The sequence below is a fragment of the Paenibacillus tritici genome, assembly GCF_018207515.1.
GTDB lineage: Bacteria > Bacillota > Bacilli > Paenibacillales > Paenibacillaceae > Paenibacillus_AQ > Paenibacillus_AQ tritici.
The window spans coordinates 4,072,524-4,089,160 of the sequence record NZ_CP073365.1; the positions used below are offsets into that span (position 1 = coordinate 4,072,524).

Annotated in this window: 17 protein-coding genes; 13 read left to right on the top strand and 4 right to left on the bottom strand. The window is 47.0% G+C overall.

Translation table 11 applies throughout. From position 1 onward, the window contains the following. Window positions 1-19 precede the first annotated feature (19 nt). The 3 genes from KDC22_RS17390 to KDC22_RS17400 are packed head-to-tail and all read left to right on the top strand — an operon-like array spanning window position 20 to window position 3,297. Complete coding sequence (locus tag KDC22_RS17390) at window positions 20-853, top strand: ATP-binding cassette domain-containing protein (RefSeq protein ID WP_211719815.1); 834 nt, start codon at window positions 20-22, stop codon at window positions 851-853. Further along, window positions 850-2,523, top strand: a complete 1,674-nt coding sequence (locus KDC22_RS17395; RefSeq protein WP_246552706.1) for a nickel ABC transporter substrate-binding protein — start codon at window positions 850-852, stop codon at window positions 2,521-2,523. The genes KDC22_RS17390 and KDC22_RS17395 overlap by 4 nt, the downstream gene beginning before the upstream one ends. A gap of 24 nt (window positions 2,524-2,547) precedes the next feature. After that, the gene (locus tag KDC22_RS17400; protein ID WP_211719816.1) at window positions 2,548-3,297 is read left to right on the top strand and encodes a class I SAM-dependent methyltransferase; all 750 of its coding nucleotides are present in this window, start codon (window positions 2,548-2,550) and stop codon (window positions 3,295-3,297) included. Window positions 3,298-3,363: 66 nt separating this feature from the next. Here the strand turns inward: KDC22_RS17400 and KDC22_RS17405 are convergent, their stop codons facing one another. Further along, window positions 3,364-3,873, bottom strand: coding sequence for a MarR family winged helix-turn-helix transcriptional regulator (locus tag KDC22_RS17405; RefSeq protein ID WP_211719817.1), 510 nt, complete (start codon window positions 3,871-3,873; stop codon window positions 3,364-3,366). A 156-nt stretch (window positions 3,874-4,029) separates the two neighbouring features. On the opposite strand from KDC22_RS17405, the gene KDC22_RS17410 reads away from it, so the two are divergent. After that, the gene (locus tag KDC22_RS17410) at window positions 4,030-5,958 is read left to right on the top strand and encodes an alpha/beta hydrolase family protein (protein ID WP_211719818.1); all 1,929 of its coding nucleotides are present in this window, start codon (window positions 4,030-4,032) and stop codon (window positions 5,956-5,958) included. 118 nt (window positions 5,959-6,076) lie between these two features. Here KDC22_RS17410 and KDC22_RS17415 read toward each other — a convergent pair whose 3' ends face one another. Together KDC22_RS17415 and KDC22_RS17420 are read right to left on the bottom strand one after the other, a co-directional pair. Next, window positions 6,077-6,820, bottom strand: a complete 744-nt coding sequence (locus tag KDC22_RS17415; RefSeq protein WP_211719819.1) for a suppressor of fused domain protein — start codon at window positions 6,818-6,820, stop codon at window positions 6,077-6,079. Between the two features lie 101 nt (window positions 6,821-6,921). Next, window positions 6,922-7,581, bottom strand: coding sequence for a Crp/Fnr family transcriptional regulator (locus tag KDC22_RS17420; protein WP_211719820.1), 660 nt, complete (start codon window positions 7,579-7,581; stop codon window positions 6,922-6,924). A gap of 113 nt (window positions 7,582-7,694) precedes the next feature. Here KDC22_RS17420 and KDC22_RS17425 point away from each other — a divergent pair, with 113 nt between their 5' ends. The 3 genes from KDC22_RS17425 (at window position 7,695) to KDC22_RS17435 (ending at window position 9,924) form a co-directional block, all read left to right on the top strand. Further along, window positions 7,695-8,372 carry a lactate utilization protein gene (locus tag KDC22_RS17425; RefSeq protein WP_211719821.1) on the top strand — a complete coding sequence of 226 codons (678 nt, stop codon included), beginning with the start codon at window positions 7,695-7,697 and terminating at the stop codon, window positions 8,370-8,372. Window positions 8,373-8,604: 232 nt separating this feature from the next. Next, window positions 8,605-9,615 (top strand): hypothetical protein, encoded by a 1,011-nt coding sequence (locus tag KDC22_RS17430; protein ID WP_211719822.1) that lies wholly within the window; start codon window positions 8,605-8,607, stop codon window positions 9,613-9,615. A gap of 33 nt (window positions 9,616-9,648) precedes the next feature. Further along, entirely contained in the window at window positions 9,649-9,924 is a 276-nt protein-coding gene (locus KDC22_RS17435; RefSeq protein WP_173137162.1) for a hypothetical protein, read from the top strand. Between the two features lie 4 nt (window positions 9,925-9,928). Here the strand turns inward: KDC22_RS17435 and KDC22_RS17440 are convergent, their stop codons facing one another. Beyond that, window positions 9,929-10,768: a PIG-L deacetylase family protein gene (locus KDC22_RS17440; protein ID WP_211719823.1), complete on the bottom strand. Its 840-nt coding sequence runs from the start codon at window positions 10,766-10,768 to the stop codon at window positions 9,929-9,931. A gap of 57 nt (window positions 10,769-10,825) precedes the next feature. On the opposite strand from KDC22_RS17440, the gene KDC22_RS17445 reads away from it, so the two are divergent. From KDC22_RS17445 to KDC22_RS17470, 6 genes are all read left to right on the top strand, one after another. Continuing rightward, a complete protein-coding gene (locus tag KDC22_RS17445) occupies window positions 10,826-11,074 on the top strand; it encodes an acyl carrier protein (protein ID WP_209993017.1) in 249 nt (82 codons plus the stop codon). Further along, a complete protein-coding gene (locus KDC22_RS17450; protein WP_211719824.1) occupies window positions 11,067-12,392 on the top strand; it encodes an ATP-grasp domain-containing protein in 1,326 nt (441 codons plus the stop codon). The genes KDC22_RS17445 and KDC22_RS17450 overlap by 8 nt, the downstream gene beginning before the upstream one ends. Continuing rightward, window positions 12,361-13,500 (top strand): hypothetical protein, encoded by a 1,140-nt coding sequence (locus tag KDC22_RS17455; protein WP_211719825.1) that lies wholly within the window; start codon window positions 12,361-12,363, stop codon window positions 13,498-13,500. The genes KDC22_RS17450 and KDC22_RS17455 overlap by 32 nt, the downstream gene beginning before the upstream one ends. Beyond that, a complete protein-coding gene (locus KDC22_RS17460) occupies window positions 13,469-14,638 on the top strand; it encodes a radical SAM protein (RefSeq protein ID WP_211719826.1) in 1,170 nt (389 codons plus the stop codon). The genes KDC22_RS17455 and KDC22_RS17460 overlap by 32 nt, the downstream gene beginning before the upstream one ends. 58 nt (window positions 14,639-14,696) lie before the next feature. Further along, on the top strand, window positions 14,697-15,668 hold the full coding sequence (locus KDC22_RS17465) for a class I SAM-dependent methyltransferase (protein WP_211719827.1): 972 nt from the start codon (window positions 14,697-14,699) through the stop codon (window positions 15,666-15,668). A gap of 157 nt (window positions 15,669-15,825) precedes the next feature. Beyond that, window positions 15,826-16,635 (top strand): class I SAM-dependent methyltransferase, encoded by an 810-nt coding sequence (locus tag KDC22_RS17470; RefSeq protein ID WP_211719828.1) that lies wholly within the window; start codon window positions 15,826-15,828, stop codon window positions 16,633-16,635. The last annotated feature ends 2 nt before the right edge of the window (window positions 16,636-16,637 follow it).

The window sequence follows — 16,637 nt, forward strand, 5'->3', positions numbered from 1 at the left end:
CTATAGGGGTGGGTGATCTATGAAGCTGCTGGAAGCAGTAAGCCTGAACAAAAGATATGGGATGGAAAGGAGGTGGTTCACACCGGGTGTAAGGGGTGTGCAGGCTGTGAACAATCTGTCCTTCAGTCTGGAGAGCGGGGAGACCCTGGGCCTTGTGGGTGAAAGCGGCTGCGGGAAAAGCACGTTGGCCAGGTTGCTGCTGGGACTGGAGAAACCGTCTTCCGGAAGAGTTCTGTACCGAAGTGAGGACTATACAGACTGGAGCTTCAGCAAGATGCGCACGATCCGTAATAGGATGCAGATGGTATTTCAGAACAGTCTGGCCTCGTTTAATCCATTGTTTACGGTAGAGCAGATAATCGGAGAGCCTCTTCGCAACTACGGGGAGCGGAAGGCACAAACACTCAGGGTCATGGTAGAAGATACGCTTGAGCGGGTTGGACTTGAACGGCAGCACATTCACCGTTATCCGCACGAACTCAGCGGCGGCCAGCAGCAGAGGGTCGGAATTGCCAGAGCGATCGCACTTCGCCCGGAGCTGATTATCTGCGATGAACCGTTCTCCAGCCTTGATGTCACTTTACGTAAGCAAATGATGGATCTGTTGCAGGAATTGAAGCGTGAGCTGGGATTATCCTATATTTTCATTACACATGACTTATCCGTTGTGAACCGTTTCTGCGACAGTGTGGCCGTGATGTATCAAGGAGGTATTGTGGAGAGGCAGACCGGTGAGCACATCATGCAGCACGCAGACCACCCTTATACCAGAAGATTGCTCTCCGCAGTACCCGTACAAGATCCCCGCTTAAGGGGCCATAGGATAAGTAGAGAGAAGGAGTACAGAGAATGAGGACACATCCAAAGTCAACCAGCCTGTTTACAAAATCGTTATTCTTAATGCTCCTTGTAGTAGTTATGGGGATATCAGGCTGCAGCAGCCGCAATTACAGCAGTACTTCTTCGGCCCGGTCCAATCCTGCTGCCAGTGGAGGAGCCGCACCAATAGCTGAGACTGGGGACAAAACCCTCACTGTGGCCATATCGGCAGATGCCGGTATAGATCAGCTGGATGCCGGGGCCTATAAGGGTTCGATGAATGTTCATGCGATGATCTATGACGGATTAGTAGAGTATGGTGAAAAGGGTGAAATCCTGCCGTCGCTCGCTGAATCCTGGGACATATCAGAGGATGGGAAAAGTTATACCTTCCATCTTCGCCAGGGCGTCAAATTCTCAGACGGTACGGAGTTTAATGCCGATGCGGTGAAGTTCTCCTTCGAACGCTGGATTAAGGACCCGGCCAATTCGTTGAATGTGGCTACAGCTATGGAATCGCTGGTTGTAGTGGACGAGCATACCATTACTTTGAATTTTAACAAAGCGTATTACCCATTCCTGACCGAGCTATCCTTTGCCAGACCCGTCCGGATGATCAGCCCTTCCGCAGTGGAGCCTGCAGGTGATATTAATGGCACATTCGTCAAAGCAGTTGGAACCGGGGCTTGGATGGCAGAGAGCTATACAACCGATCAGGAGGCCGTACTCGTCAGAAACCCTAACTATTGGGGAGAAATGCCTAAGCTGTCCAAAATTATAATGAAGGTAATCCCAGATCCACAGTCCAGAGTACTTGCGCTGCAAAGCGGGGATGTTGAACTCGCCGGGGGACAATTGGGTAAGATTCCAATAGAGAGCGTGCCAGTGATCGAAGCGGATTCTTCACTAAGCCTGCAAATAGCACCTGGAACCAACTCGCATTTCATGATCTTCAACTACCATACGCCAGCCCTTCAAGACCTGAATATACGCAAAGCCATTAATCTAGCTATGAACAAAAAAAGCATTGTGAACGATCTTATGAACGGTATTGGCCAAGAAGCCAAAGGCTTGTTCCCGCTGACGGTTCCCTATGTGACAGAGTCGAATCATACGTGGTATGGTTACGATAAGCAGGAAGCGAAGGAGCTATTGGCAGCAGCCGGTTATAAGGATTCAGACGGAGATGGCATTGCCGAGAAGGGCGGAATACCGCTTGAGCTTAATTTCGTGCTTCAGCAAGCTGAATATCCCGAGTGGAAATCCATCAGTGAGCTGATCCAATCCGAACTGAGAGAGATAGGCATTGCAGTGAATCTTCAGGTGCTTGAGCCGAATGCCTATTATGATGCCTTATGGACAAGCAAAGCCTATGATCTCATCCTGTACCGGACTTATGATGACGCCTATAATCCGCATGCGTTCCTCCTGTCCCTGTTCCATCAGACCCCTGAAGCGCCTGCTGTGGTATGGTCTGATGCTGAGCTGGAAGCACAGATTGACACGGCAGTGGGAAGCACTGATCTGCAGGAGCGGCAGAACGCATATGATTCAATCTTCTCCAGAATGTATGAGGAGGCTATGTTTGCTGCTATATATTTCCCCGATGAACTATTGGCTGTCAATCAAAGAGTGACCGGATTCAAGCCGGGGCATACCACGTATAGCCCCATCTACTGGAATCAGCTGGATATACTTAAATAATGATGATGAAGGAGTGAATGACCAATGAGTATACAACAAGAGGTTGAACAGTATTGGGAAGGCGAAGCAGAGCTTTACAGTGAAGGCATTCAACAGGAGCTGAACGGTTTCCAGCGGGAAGCCTGGCTGAAGCTTATTTTGGACAATGCCCCGAAGCAGGAGAACCTGCATGTTCTTGATATTGGCTGCGGCCCGGGCTTCTTCTCGGTAATTCTCTCAAGCGCGGGACATTTGGTCACTGCGATTGATTGCACAGACAATATGCTGGAAGAAGCGCGCGCCCACTCCGACCGGGAGGGAGTCAACGTTACTTTCCGCAAGATGGACTCGCATAAGCTGGACTTTGCTGCGGAGAGCTTCGATCTGATCGTATGCCGTAATGTCACCTGGAGCCTTGCCGATCCGAAGTCAGCCTATAAGGAATGGAGAAGAGTTCTCAAGCCGGGAGGGCGGCTGCTGATCTTCGATGCCAACTGGAACCGTCATCTATGGGACGAGGAGATGCGGCAGAAGCATGCAGAGGATCAACAGGCTTACGTAGAGAAAGGCTTTGGTGAGCTTCCACATCATAACGATATTGAGGAGACCGACCGTCTGAGCCTGGCATTGCCGCTGACCAGAGAGTGGCGCCCGGAGTGGGATGTACGGTCGCTCCATGAGGAGGGCTTCTCGACTGTCTACACTGAAGAGGATCTCAACGCCAAAGTAATGGACGAGAAGCAACAAGTCTTGTACCGGTCCACACCGATGTTTATGATTTGCGCGGAGAGATGAGAATACCTGTTTAAAACCGCCTTTGGCGGTTTTTTTTGTTGCCGGCCTTTAATAATTTTTAATAATTCATTCCTCGATACGAATGAGATTAACCTCTTTATTTTGCTTTGTTTTTTCAGTTGTAGCGCCAGCTGAGATATCCAGAATAGCTACCATTTTCTCAACATATTGCTCAGGGATTTCATCCAGCAGGGAAAAAATTTTTTTGAAGGATTTTTCATAAGCATATTGTACATAGTGGCAATACACTTCTTTGCCTGTTGGCGAAACCTTAATGATAATGTTTTTTTTATTATCAGAAGTATGGTATTTTTCGAGCAACCCTTTTTCTACCATTTTTTTAACATGTTTTGAAAATGCACTCTTAGATATTCCCAGCCTTTTTGCAATTCCCAGCATATTTTGGTTTTTATCTTCATTCTCCAAGAGATACTCCAGGACTTGAATTTGTGCAGCAGAAAATAAAAAATCGGTATTATATGGATATTCTTTTTTGTAGGATTCTGCATAAGAATTCCCGAATTTCACGAGTTTCTCCACAAATATTCTATATTTCCCCATCCATTCCAGTGACACAGGAATCACTCTTTTCTTTTAATTTAGCTTCTAAAATTATATCAAAAAAAATAATTTTAACATAGCTAGTGACTCGCTATTGATATCAATTAAAAAGTATAGTATAAACACTATATAGTTGAACGTGGAAACTATAATGTTGAAAGGGGTTTATACATGAAGAAGAACATTATTAGAAAATTGCTTGTCGTTTCAGTACTGATGATTTTTGTAAGCGCTTGTTTAACAGGTTTAATGCAAACTTCATTCGGAAAGGTGGAAATTATTAATTTTAAGCTGCCAACTGAACAAGGACAGTGGCTGTCAGGGCAAATTTTCAAACCTGAACAATCGACTGCTGAGCACAAGGTTCCTTTAGTTATTACCGAGCATGGTTATCTAAACAATAAACATATGCAAGATTTAAACGCTATTGAATTATCACGTAGAGGAATTGCAGTAATGACATTTGATGCCTACTACCATGGAAAATCAAGTTCGGCGAGCGAGCCAGTCATGGAGGCAGTAGCAGCGAATGGGGAGGGAATGATACCTCTAGTTGAATTTGCCTATCAAAGTCTCGATTACATTGACAATCAGAGGATCGGTGTTATGGGGCATTCTATGGGGGGAATGTCCGCATGGTTGACACTCATGCATTATGGTTCACAATATTATGCAGCCATTGATAAGGCGAAGGCGCCGGATTCAGAAGGCGGTGAGAGAATAACAGATAGCGAACAGGAATATGCTAATTCTGTAAACAAGGTCGCTGCAGGATTGCCGGTAGGAAATATCCGTTTATCGAGTGAAAAGGTTTTTAGTCAAATTCACGCTAATATGGGAATTATTTATGGTCAATATGATGAGGGGAATTATGATTTGCTTCAAGGCAATGGCGATCTCTCCAACAACGCTGATGAGGCCTTAGTGGCAGTACACTCGATTGTCCCAGAAACTGAGCATCAGCCGGACTTTAATGTGGGTCAATATTATGGAAATGCAGAAAATCAAACGCTGAGAGTGGTTTATAATCCAAAGCAAACGCATGAATGGGCACATTTCTCAAAGACAACTGTTACTTATACAGTCGACTTTTTCAGCCAGGCCTTTGAGATTTCCCCACAAATAAAAAATACTAATCAAATATGGATCTGGAAAGAGTTAGTTAGCTTGATTGGAATATTAGGTATATTTCTATTGATTCTCCCAGCAGCCTATTATTTTTTGGAAATTCCGTTCTTTAAGCAATTAAAATTAGCAAAAGAACAGCGTAGTTCTAAAGCTAATGCACTGCAAACGGAAACAAATAAAAAGAAAACCAGAGTTTTTTGGGTCAGCTGGACGCTTAATTGGATATTTTCTGCTGTTGGCGTAATTGTAGCTTTAACTCTTGATAAAGTAATTTTTAAAAGCACGTCCAGTTTCATTTCGGTAAAATGGTTTGCGCAGCCCATTACAAACTATATCTTGATATGGGCAATGTTTAGCAGCCTTATCGGAGCGGCACTATTTGTATGGAAGTACAAATTGGAGAAAAGAAATAACGCTGAGCTTACTTTCAATCAATTAGGAATAAAAATCAGCCTGAGAAACGCTGGAAAGACTTTCATTCTTGCGTTATGCATCTATGGAATCTTTTTCGGTATTGTATATGCGGCGGAATATCTCTTAAACGCTGATTTTAAATTCTGGATACTCGGAGTTTTTACATTTGATGCAGATAAGTTATTGGTATGGTTGAACTATTCGCCGTTCTTCTTCATCTTCTATCTAGTAAATGCGCTCTTAATTAATAAATTGAGTTATAGCAATATCAAGTCTGAAAAAGGAAATATGATTGTCGCCGGAATAGGAAGCGTGCTTGGCATTATGCTGATTAACGGAATCCAGTATGCTGTATTATTTACGACAGGCAATGCATTTTGGCAAGAAACGAGACTTTATCCGATGGTGCTGCTTCCGTTTATTTTCTTACTGTTCACAGCTGCAATCATTAGCCGTAGTCTATACAAATTGACAGGGAACGTTTGGCTTGGTGCTATGGTGAATACCTTGATCATCACGATGATTGGAGTTGCCAATACTGCTACCTTGGCACTTTAAAGAAAGTTTAGAATATAGTATCTCTCAATAGTAATTAATGAAAAGGCTGAACCCAAAGTCATATCCATGACTCAGGCTCAGCCTTTTAAAGCATCTCAACCCCGTTAAATCCGGGCAGTTATTTACAAGTATTAGGTCTGTTCGGATTCAGAACGAGGAAATCACCGGGAAGCCCGGACAGCTTGTCAATGAGTTCATCCATACCGGACTCCAATTTGAATTCCATTTCCTCCCGGTAGAGCGGAACCAGGAAATACACCTGAACCTGATTGCCATCTGTCGTATGGACGGTGCTGACCTCTTCCGGCAGAGCGAACAGGATCACGCCAGACAGCTCAGTGTTTAGCGCATATGGCTCGTAATCCTCCGTATTGGGGATCGTATGGCCGTATCCAAGCCATGTCTGATACATATGCGGGAAGCGGGCAAGCATCTTCATCAGCCGGATCGGCCAGTAGTTCTCCTCTGCTTCAAAATCCTTCTGCGTAAGCGGCCAGTCCGCCGGCAAAAACATCATCAGCTCCGAGCGCTCAAGATGCTTGTACTCTTTACGGATCTCCTGTGGGAGTGTCATCGGCAAATCGCTCATCCCGTTGGTGTACAGCACTCGGTAAGGCTCATCAGGTGTAGCTTCCATAATGTTCACATCAATATGTACGATGTCTGAAATCAATTCATGGAATACGCCGGTTTCCCGGTTTGGAAAGACTTTATTGAAATGTTCGTTTAATTCTTCCATGTACAAAATGTCGGAGGGAGGCGTAAGCTGCTGCTCATCCGGAGCGTCATAGCCGTAAATTGTAGTGCCGTCTTCCGAGTTGCCCATTTCTTTGCCGCCAAACCATTTTTTGAAAAAGTTCATGTCTTTGCGCTCCTCTGTGCGGTTTATGAATTACACTTGGAAGTATAACAAAAGACATATCCCGGAGCGATGGGTCTATCGAATCGAATTACCTTGGATATCTATGCAAAAAGCTTAAATTCGTTTCTGTAAAAGTCAATCAAGCCGTCCCGCTTCATCCATGCAAGCTCTCTGGACAAAGCACTTCGGTCTACATCTAAATACTCGGCCATCGCTTCTCTGTCAAAAGGAATAGTAAACGTTTCTGTTCCCGCTTCACGCATAACTCTTGTTAAATAAGTTAAGACCTTATCCCGAATAGTAGGCATAATCAGACAATCATTCCGGTCATGCAGCTCTAACGCCCGTTCTGCGATACTATCAAAAAGATTGCCAAGTAATTGTTGGTGTGCCATACACCACTTCGTACAACGGCTCAATATGCTTTGGATAGGAATAAACAGAACTTCAAGCGGTTCTATTGCCTGTACGGACATAGGACATCTTCTTCCACGGCTGGCCGCTGTTAAAACTGCGGTATATCCACCCGGATAATGGAGAGATACAATAATTTTTTTCCCCGTGACGCTCAATTTCGTACTTTGAGCGCTACCCTGCAATATGATACCGACATCATCCACTACATCGCCCTCACGGACAACCATCTCATCTTTGGCATATTCTTTCCGTGTGGCGGACAGACATTCAAGCATTTGGGGAATATCATTTGGGGAAATCCCTGAAAATAAACGCGATCGACATAGAGAATCAAAGTTGTTCATAAGAGGTGATTCGTTGCATGTGCAACATCCTTTTTCTTTCTACTTTACTATAGTAATCATAAATACACAGGGAGTTTAATCACCTTTTCCAGCGACAGAATGGAGGAACAACCATGCAAGTGAAAGAAAATTCAATAAAGGCGAGAAATCGGCTTTTAGCCTCAAAGGTTATTAAAAATCTGCAAAGCAGAAGGTTTGAGGCTTATTACTGTGATAACGCCATAGAAGCTGTAGAACAGGCACTATCATTTATTCCAGAACATTCTTCGGTATCATGGGGCGGGTCAGTCACGCTTGAGGAAACCGGGCTTCTCAATCGAGTACGTCAAGGCAGCTATAGGATCACTGATCGGGATACAGCGCTAACCATGGAGGAACGTTATGACCTCATGCGCCAAGCTCTGTTGTGCGACACCTATTTAACGAGCTTTAACGCTGTTAGCGAAGATGGCATATTGGTCAATATAGATAGTGTGGGCAACCGAACAGCAGCAATTACCTTTGGACCGAAAAGTGTTATTGCTATCGTTGGGATGAATAAGGTCTGCAAGACTGCTGAAGACGCCGTTATAAGAGCCAGAACATATGCGGCCCCCATTAATGTATACCGCTGTTCGTGTTCGTCCAGCCCCTTGTTACATTCGCCGCAAAAAACGCCCTGCCTGGTCAACGGTGCTTGCGGAGATTGTAAAACAGAGGATTGTATCTGTTCTTACATCGTCCAAACAAGAATGTGTAAACCGGCGGGGAGAATAAAGGTTATCCTCGTTGGTGAATCTTTGGGATTTTGAATATGAATTATAGTTTCATAGCTGTCAAACGGCATATCAAACCACATAGTCCTATATGAACCCGCGCCCAGCGCGGGTTTTTCAGTTTAAAGGAACCTTTCACTGGAAACTATTGTATGAAAGTTGTATATTAAATCCACATTCTTGAATTACTATATGATGTAATAAATAGTATTTATCTGCAAATCAATTAAATGGAGAGTACAAACTATGAATGAAAAGAGGGGTTAAGATGAGCAAATTAAAAATTTTACCGATGCAACACCCGATCATTACTTCATGGCAATGGCAGGCGAATTCGTTCGCCGTATTAGCCAATTATCCGGAAACAGAACCTTGGATGATGAATCACTTTATTCAGCTTCAGCTCACCTCTAATCCAGACTGGAGCAGCTATGTGGATTTTTACCGGACGCCTACATTCGAATTCTGCCCCTGGCTGTTTCATCAGCATTTGAAGCGGGAAACGGTTCGTTATTTCAATGAGGATATTTGCTCCTTCTTCGTAGACTGCATCAATCTGAACAATTACATTTACGCCGTATTCGATCACGCTTATTTTGTACAGGGGCATGATCGGTTGCCGCATGATTTGTTTATCTATGGGTATGATCAGGAGCGTCAAGTGTTCCATGCTGCTGATTTTACGTTTACGGGGAAATATTCGTTCGCGGAGGTTTCGTTCGAGCAGCTCAAGAAGGCGTACTATGCGATTGAAGGCAACGAGGATTGGCTGTTCTCCGGTAAAGGCGGCGTATCGTTAATCAGCTTCAATGACTCACTGGGCTATGATTTTAATATATCGAATGTGGCGGCGCAGCTGGAGGGGTTTTTAACAGGGCATAACCACTTTGAGAAGAGCAGGGAAATGACTTACCGGATGAATCCTTGCGTATATGGACTAGAAATCTATTCGAAGCTAATCGAGAATCTTTTAAAGATTCAAGATAAGGAAGCGGAGGCGGATTACCGGCCCTTTCACGTGCTTTGCGATCATAAAGCGCTGATGCTGCGCCGAATTCCCTTCCTGGAGCAGAACGGATATTTGAAGCCGGGCACCCATGTTCTGGAAGGTTACCAGAGTATAGAAAATGATGCCCTGCTGTGCAGAAACTTGCTTATCAAATACATGAAGACAAACGAATCGTCAATTATCGACAAAATTATTACAATTATAAGAAAATATAGAAATAAAGAAGCAGAGCAAATTGAAATCTTATTATCGAATCTGGTGATAAGCTAGTTATTAATTTATGAAAGGAGGGAGTGGTGAAGCATGATTAAACAAGGTGTAACCCAGCAGATTATTCAAATCATCGAGCAAAAAATATCGTCTTCCTCTGGATCTTCCTTTACGGATGTTACCATTACGGCAGACACACTGCTTCGCGATGTGTGGCTCAGGCTGGAATCCATTCAAGTCGTTGAATTTGTCGTGGAGCTGGAGACTTCCTACGAGATTGCGCTGCCGGATGAACTCCTGGGCCAGATTGACAGAAGCTCAATGAAAGTATCTGATCTGGCCGCCATCATCGAAGGTGAAGAGGGGTAGGGGCTTATGTCCGGATCCCGCTCAGCGGTAGCGGCTCATTGACATCCGCCGTGTAAACCTTAAAGAAATAATCGCTGCCCTCAGGAGCGTGGAGCTTTGATTGTGGAGCAACGCCTCTTGCATGCTTTGCCATTTGCTTCAGCATGCTGGTTCTGGATGGCCAAAGCAGGCTTAATTGCGAGCCGTACTTCAAGACTGCGTTTATTTTAGCTTTCAAGTCCCAGTGCTGCAGCTTGATCCTTTGTTCATGCAGTCCTGCGGCAAGCTCTGTTCTCCAGGTTTTATCTTGATTAAAGCATAGATATGGCAGGTCTTCGTAGTACATCAGACGGATCTGCCCATCGGTACCGGCTCTAACCCTGTACCGCTCGGTGGACTCCCGGACGAGACAGTGATCAATATGTCTTCCGATTCCAAGCGGTACAAAAACGCCCGCAAAATTTCCAACTATGATTTGCTCTGAGAGTACGGAGACGATCTCTTCTATCACCTCATGTTCAGACCCCAATTCCTCCACGAACAGATTTTGCAGCTTGCTGTAGACAGGGCTGCCGTCTTTATTTTTCCGGTAAATGCATTCCAGCAGGTTCAGGTGAATCACAGCTGCACCGAGTGCTTCAGCAGCACGAATATCCTCTTGCCTGCGCACGTCCATCGTATCCATTCCCAGCCCGAATTTTTTGTGCAGAATTCTGGCAAGCATGGACAAATCCGTTCCCATCCCTGTAAAGACTGTAGCAATCGTAACCTGGTAATTATTTTGTATGAGCGCATGGATATAATCGCCGCAGGATAGGATAGCATCATCCAAATGGGCGGAAATAAATAAATAATGTTGTGTCATGGGTACCTCCCGGGTTTTTGATTACAATTATATTCCAGATAGAAAGGAAGAGTAGATATGTTTGAAACTATTACAGAAATTGTTATAAAAGTCAAAGAGGATGAAAGCTTCCGTAGCTCTCTTACACCAAAGAGCGATTTGATTAATGAGGTCGGCCTGGATTCACTGCAGATGATCAATTTCATTCTGGAGGTTGAGGACCATTTCGGCGTAGAGATTGTGTACGAGGATTTGGATTACAGCTACCTGCTGTCCGTTGAACGCTTCATCAATTTTCTGAACGGCATGGAGAAAAAAATTGGCTAGAGCACTGGTTGCCGGAATCTTTGACGCGGAGTCCCACTGGAGAGATGAGAAACTGGCGCTGTTGCCCGCTGTTCGCGATAAAGAAAGAGAACGCATCGTCATGGCGATGGATGAGCTTATGTTTCCGTTCTGCGGCAGCGGAGACGGGCTGTTAACCCGTTTTGCGATGGAGGATGCTCATAAGGCATATCTAACCAGCCTTGGTTTTTCCTTTGAGCATTTGGTCTGGAAAGAGCCGGAAGCTGCGCCTAATCTTTTTGAGGCTATGGCATCCGATCCTCAGCGTGATGAGCAATACGGGGCATTTGACATTTTGTCCCCTTTCTCCGTCGTGCCTTATACCCACGAGGTCATCGCCAAATATCAGTATGAGACCGAACTGCCGGCGATAGACAAGGTAAAGCGGGTCAACTCGAAAATATACTCCACCCTGTTAACCTGTAAACTGCTTGGCAAAAGCTTTGGACAGCCGGTCTACTCGGCAGAGAAGTTATTGATTCTTGGGCATAGCCTGCTGGCAGAGCATGGACCTTTCCTTATTAAAGATCCGTTCGGAGTTTCCGGAAAAGGCAACATGCTGCTTAAGTCGCAGCCCAGCCTGGAACGAGTGGCGTCATATATCCGCAAGCAGGAAGGCGAAGGAAAAGCAACCGCTTTTGTAATCGAGCCTTTTATGGAAGTGGAGTGCGATTTCTCCTGCCAGTTCAACATCATGAGGAACGGTTCGTTTCACCTTCTCGGCTTACAGAAAATGCTGAACAAGCAGTTTGCCTACTTGGGTTCCGAATCTATGGAGGAAGAGGAGTGCAGGGTGCTCGAAAGAGCAGGCTACTTCGATGTGATGATACAAGCTGCCAACGATCTCTTTAAAGACGGATATTTTGGACCGGTATGCATCGATTCCATGGTATTGAAAGATGGAACGCTGGTTCCGATTGTTGAGATTAATGCACGGAAATCTATGGGATTCATTAATCAGCGTTTGGATGAGACGCTCCAGACTAACGGGAAAAAGGGCTTCTTCACCTACGGATCGGTCGGCTTCGGAGAGCGGTTCGATTATGAATGGTGGCTTGACGAGCTAAAGAAGCATGACATTTTATACCCGAACCGGAAAGGAAACGGAATTTTCCCGCTGTCTTCCGCTACTTTATTTGCAGGAGTACCCGGACCCGGGAAGTCCTCTTCCGCAAGCGGCAATTTGTTCAAAGGCAGACTCTATATGACCATTATCGCTGATCACTTGCAAGAAAGGGAACGTTATTTGGAGCAGATGAGGTTCAGCTTTGAGGCGAAAGGAGGAAAATGGTATAGCTAGTGCAGCTTTTAGACAGGTCACCCTGCTCGGCTCCGGCAACTCGTTAGGCGTTTATGTACCGGTCATGCAGCTGAGCCGCCAACTGAACAGTCGAGGCATACCCACTGAAGTGTGCGTGCTGGAGGATCTGTACCTGGATCACATTAAGCAAAAAGTGCCAGCCTACAAAAAAGCTTTTCATCAAAGCTTCACCGTAGCGAAAAAAGGGGCCGAGCTGGCCCGGGATATTTCCGATTGCCTAGATTCTATCAAGCTTCGGCAGCTCTTTGAAGGCTGGGAGCGGGAAGGCAAAACCCGATTTGTTACCGCCACCGGCTTCTGGCTTCCGATTATACAGCAGTATCAGCTTTTTACCGGCGGTCTCCGCCTGGAGGTGGATTGTCTCCATTTCGACGCCATTCACTCTCCTTCTTATTTGGTATATGAGGACATAAGTGATTCGTACAACCATATATGGTTCTATGACCCGGCGGGCAAGGGCATGTCCTATCGGATTGCCATCACCGATGAGACTCCGGTACCGCTGCACATGAGAGAAGAACGGTATATTGCGCACGGAGGGGGATGGGGAATCGGGACCTATCCGTCAGCCGTACAGGAGCTGCTTCAGGCGGGTAAACGGCTCAGTGTACTTGCCTATTACCGTGAGGATATCAAGCCCCACGAGCAAATTCATTATTTTATGAATGATCCCGAATGGAGCCCCTGGGTAAAAAACGAAGACGGCTGCTTCCAGTTCCCCCCGCTCGCCAGGATCGAGTACGGGCAAGCGCCAGAATACCGGAATCAGCAGACTTATCCGCCGCTATTCAATGTCATTCGGCATTCCGCTGCGATTATCAGCAAGCCGGGAGGTTATTCCTTGATGGAATCCTTGGCGGCCGCCACTCCATTCGTCTTTCTTGAGCCGTTTGGAAGGCATGAGGCGAGCAACGCGGCCTACTGGATTAAGCAGGGCTTCGGGATATGGTATGAGGATTGGAAGGCCGAAGGTTATTCCATGGATTCGCTAATTCGCATACATGAGAACCTAATGCTGGCAAGAAATCATTCGATTAATTATGGAGGTGTCCTTGATGCAGCCCAAAACAACCCAGAAATTCGATGAGCAGGTGTTTAACGATCTTAAACGCACGATTATGAACATGTCGCGCGCAAGCCGCATGCGGGAGGCGGACAGCCGATATGCGATGGACGTTCCGGAGGATATCGGGATTAAGCTGAACAACGGCTGTAATTTGCGCTGCAAGCATTGCTACGAATGGAACGAAGACGGCTTCCACCGGGATATGGCCAGGGAGGACCAGAAGAAGGAAATTGATATTGCTCTTGTAGAGAAGCTGCTGGCGTTTACCCGGGAGAAGAAATCCAAGCTCTACCTATGGGGCGGCGAACCGCTCTATTACAGTCAATTTTCACTGCTGGCCGACCTGCTCGAACAGGATCAGCGCACGGTTACGATTTGCACGAACGCTATTTTGCTGGAGCAGCAGCTGGAGTCACTGCTCAAGATGGGTGAAGGGCTGGTTGTCCTTGCCAGCCTGGAAGGATTCGAAGCGGAGAATGATGCAATAAGGGGCAAAGGCACCTATAGGAAGGTCTTACAGGCGGTCCGGCTGCTGCTGGAGCTTCAGAGAAAGGGCATCTTTAAGGGCAAGGTCTCGATCAGCCTGACGATGAACGATGCCATGATTCCAAAGCTGTTTTCCTTCATGAAGTATTTCGAGGATATGGGCGTCGATTCCGTCTATTTCGTCTATCCCTGGTATATTTCCTCCACATCCGCAGCGGAGATGGATGATGTGTACATGAAGGAGTTCAGCTGGCTGAATCCGGTAGAGCCCGGAAGCTGTAGCTGGCACTCCTTTACCTACCGCATTTCACCAGAGAACGTGGAGCCGCTGAAGGAAGAGGTCCGCCGGATCACGGAGCATACGTGGAGGAACCGGATACGGTTTATGCCGGCCTTGGAGCTTGATGAAATCGGCGATTTCGTGAACGGGGCTCAGATGACAGGGATGAAGCGGAAGAAATGCCTCGCCATCTCCACCCGGATGGATGTGCTGCCCGGCGGGAATGTGACGCCGTGCAAATTCTTCCCGGAGTTTGCTGTCGGTAACATAAGCGAAGCTCCCGTTAAAGAGATTTGGCACGGGGAAAATTACGGCAAGCACCGCGAGCGGTTATCTTGCGGATTGATGCCGATCTGTTCCCGCTGCGGACTGCTATATCACTACGGACGGTAAATCCAACTTATTAAAAATGATAGCAGCGCAAGCGGCTAAAACGTAGGGAGATGTAACTATGAACACGACTTGGCCTCTGTCAGGAATTACCCTGGTATGCACCGAATGCAAGAGTGGTCTTTATGAGACGGACGACGGTTTGAACTGCGGGACCTGCGGCCTCGGATACGCCCGGGAAGAGGGGCTCGCGAGCATGTTAATCAACCGCCCTGTAGCGGAGAAGCTTGCCGAAGGCTCAGCGCAAAAGGAAGCGGTCATCGGCATGTTTGACTCTATTAACCGGTCGCTTGAGGAGAAGAGACTGTCCAGATTTTCCACCTTTATTAACTGGGGCTATGCCCCAAAGAACGAACAACCCGGCAGTCTTCAAGGCATTAACCAAAGCAGTATCCGGCTGCTTCGCGAAATCATTGGCGGCCTGGATGTTTCAGGCAAGGATATTCTGGAAATCGGCTGTGGACGGGGAGGCAACGTGAGCGAGCTGTGTAAAAGCTATGGGACCCGCAGCGTGGTCGGCATTGATCTGACACCGTCCAATATTCAATTTTGCCAAAGAAACAACCGGTATGAGCAAGCTTACTATTGTATTGGCGATGCAGAGCAGCTGCCTGTTCAAACGGAAAGCTGCGACATTGTGCTGAACATCGAGTCCTCGCATTTGTACCCGCATATCGAGCTGTTTTTTGCGGAGACCTACCGTGTATTAAAGCCGGGCGGGTTATTTTTGTATGCGGATATTATGAGTGCTTCCGACGTGCCGCGCTATGAGGATCAGTGGCAAAGACTGGGGTTTCGCAAAGCATTGATCCGGGACATTACCGGCAATGTATTGCAATCGGGAGACGATGCGCTGGGCAGCCGCCTGCATGCGCTTGAGGGCTCCTTTGAAGGGGAAGACCGGGTATGGGAATGGCTGGAGGCGCCCGGCACGCAGAATCATACGGATATGGTCACAGGCAGAAGAGTATTCACAATTGTTCATCTGGTGAAAGATGCTTCCGGCACCAAAGGGGAGCCTAGCCATGATTGAAGGAGAGGAAGCTGCGAGTAAAGCGTGGCCACTAACAGACCTTAACTGGGTATGTCCGCGGTGCAAGCAAACGCTTGAGAAGATGGAGTTCTCATTGGATTGTACGTCATGCGCCGAAAGCTACCCTATGGCCGCTGGCTCGATTCCATGCCTGCTTGTGGAAAGTGATGCGCTGGAAACGATGGAGCATAAGGCGCAGAAGGAGGCGGTTAAAGCGATGTTTACGTCGTTTAACCGGGCTTTGGAGCACAATGGCGTCTCACGCTTCTCCACGTTTATCAATTGGGGCTATGCAGAGGCGGAAGATGAGAAGGAGGCTGCAGGCAGCCTGCCGGGAGGGGTCAACCATCAATCGCTTCGGCTTCTGCAGGAAATCATGCATGGAGTCGATGTGCAGGGAAAAGACGTACTGGAAATCGCCTGCGGCAGAGGCGGCAACGTACGGGCACTCTGTAAAAGCTACGGGCCGCGCACCGTCGCTGGCCTCGATTTGACGGAAGCGAATATCGCCTTCTGTCTGGCAGGCAACCGGTATGAACAGGCTACGTTCTGCGTCGGGGATGCGGAGGAGCTTCCCCTTCCGGATGAATGCTGCGATATCGTGCTGAATATCGAATCCTCGGATCTCTATCCCCGGATCACCCGTTTTTATGATGAGGTATTCCGGGTGCTGAAGGCTGGAGGCTTGTTCGTATATGCGGATGATCTGGATGCGCTCAAGTTCGAGACAGGTGAGCGGTATTTGCTTGAGCTGGGCTTTGAGATGTCGCTGGTACGCGATATTTCCGAGCATGCTTTGCGGGCAAGCGATTTGGCCAGAGGCAGCCGTCTGGCAGCGCTGGGCGATGCTCTCGGGAAGGAGGACGCCGTATGGGAGACCATGGGCGTTCCCGGAACCCCGATTTACGATGATATGCACTCGGGAAAGCGAAGATACAAAATTCTTCACCTGAAAAAGAAGGTGTGAAG

What these genes read in the sequence shown, in the direction of transcription:
- KDC22_RS17445 (WP_209993017.1), top strand. Translation starts at nt 10,826, where the DNA reads ATGTTTGAAACTATTACAGAAATTGTTATAAAAGTCAAAGAGGATGAA.
- KDC22_RS17400 (WP_211719816.1), top strand. Translation starts at nt 2,548, where the DNA reads ATGAGTATACAACAAGAGGTTGAACAGTATTGGGAAGGCGAAGCAGAG.
- KDC22_RS17410 (WP_211719818.1), top strand. Translation starts at nt 4,030, where the DNA reads ATGAAGAAGAACATTATTAGAAAATTGCTTGTCGTTTCAGTACTGATG.
- KDC22_RS17420 (WP_211719820.1), bottom strand. Translation starts at nt 7,581, where the DNA reads ATGAACAACTTTGATTCTCTATGTCGATCGCGTTTATTTTCAGGGATT.
- KDC22_RS17460 (WP_211719826.1), top strand. Translation starts at nt 13,469, where the DNA reads ATGCAGCCCAAAACAACCCAGAAATTCGATGAGCAGGTGTTTAACGAT.
- KDC22_RS17435 (WP_173137162.1), top strand. Translation starts at nt 9,649, where the DNA reads ATGATTAAACAAGGTGTAACCCAGCAGATTATTCAAATCATCGAGCAA.
- KDC22_RS17395 (WP_246552706.1), top strand. Translation starts at nt 850, where the DNA reads ATGAGGACACATCCAAAGTCAACCAGCCTGTTTACAAAATCGTTATTC.
- KDC22_RS17425 (WP_211719821.1), top strand. Translation starts at nt 7,695, where the DNA reads ATGCAAGTGAAAGAAAATTCAATAAAGGCGAGAAATCGGCTTTTAGCC.
- KDC22_RS17430 (WP_211719822.1), top strand. Translation starts at nt 8,605, where the DNA reads ATGAGCAAATTAAAAATTTTACCGATGCAACACCCGATCATTACTTCA.
- KDC22_RS17465 (WP_211719827.1), top strand. Translation starts at nt 14,697, where the DNA reads ATGAACACGACTTGGCCTCTGTCAGGAATTACCCTGGTATGCACCGAA.
- KDC22_RS17440 (WP_211719823.1), bottom strand. Translation starts at nt 10,768, where the DNA reads ATGACACAACATTATTTATTTATTTCCGCCCATTTGGATGATGCTATC.
- KDC22_RS17415 (WP_211719819.1), bottom strand. Translation starts at nt 6,820, where the DNA reads ATGAACTTTTTCAAAAAATGGTTTGGCGGCAAAGAAATGGGCAACTCG.
- KDC22_RS17390 (WP_211719815.1), top strand. Translation starts at nt 20, where the DNA reads ATGAAGCTGCTGGAAGCAGTAAGCCTGAACAAAAGATATGGGATGGAA.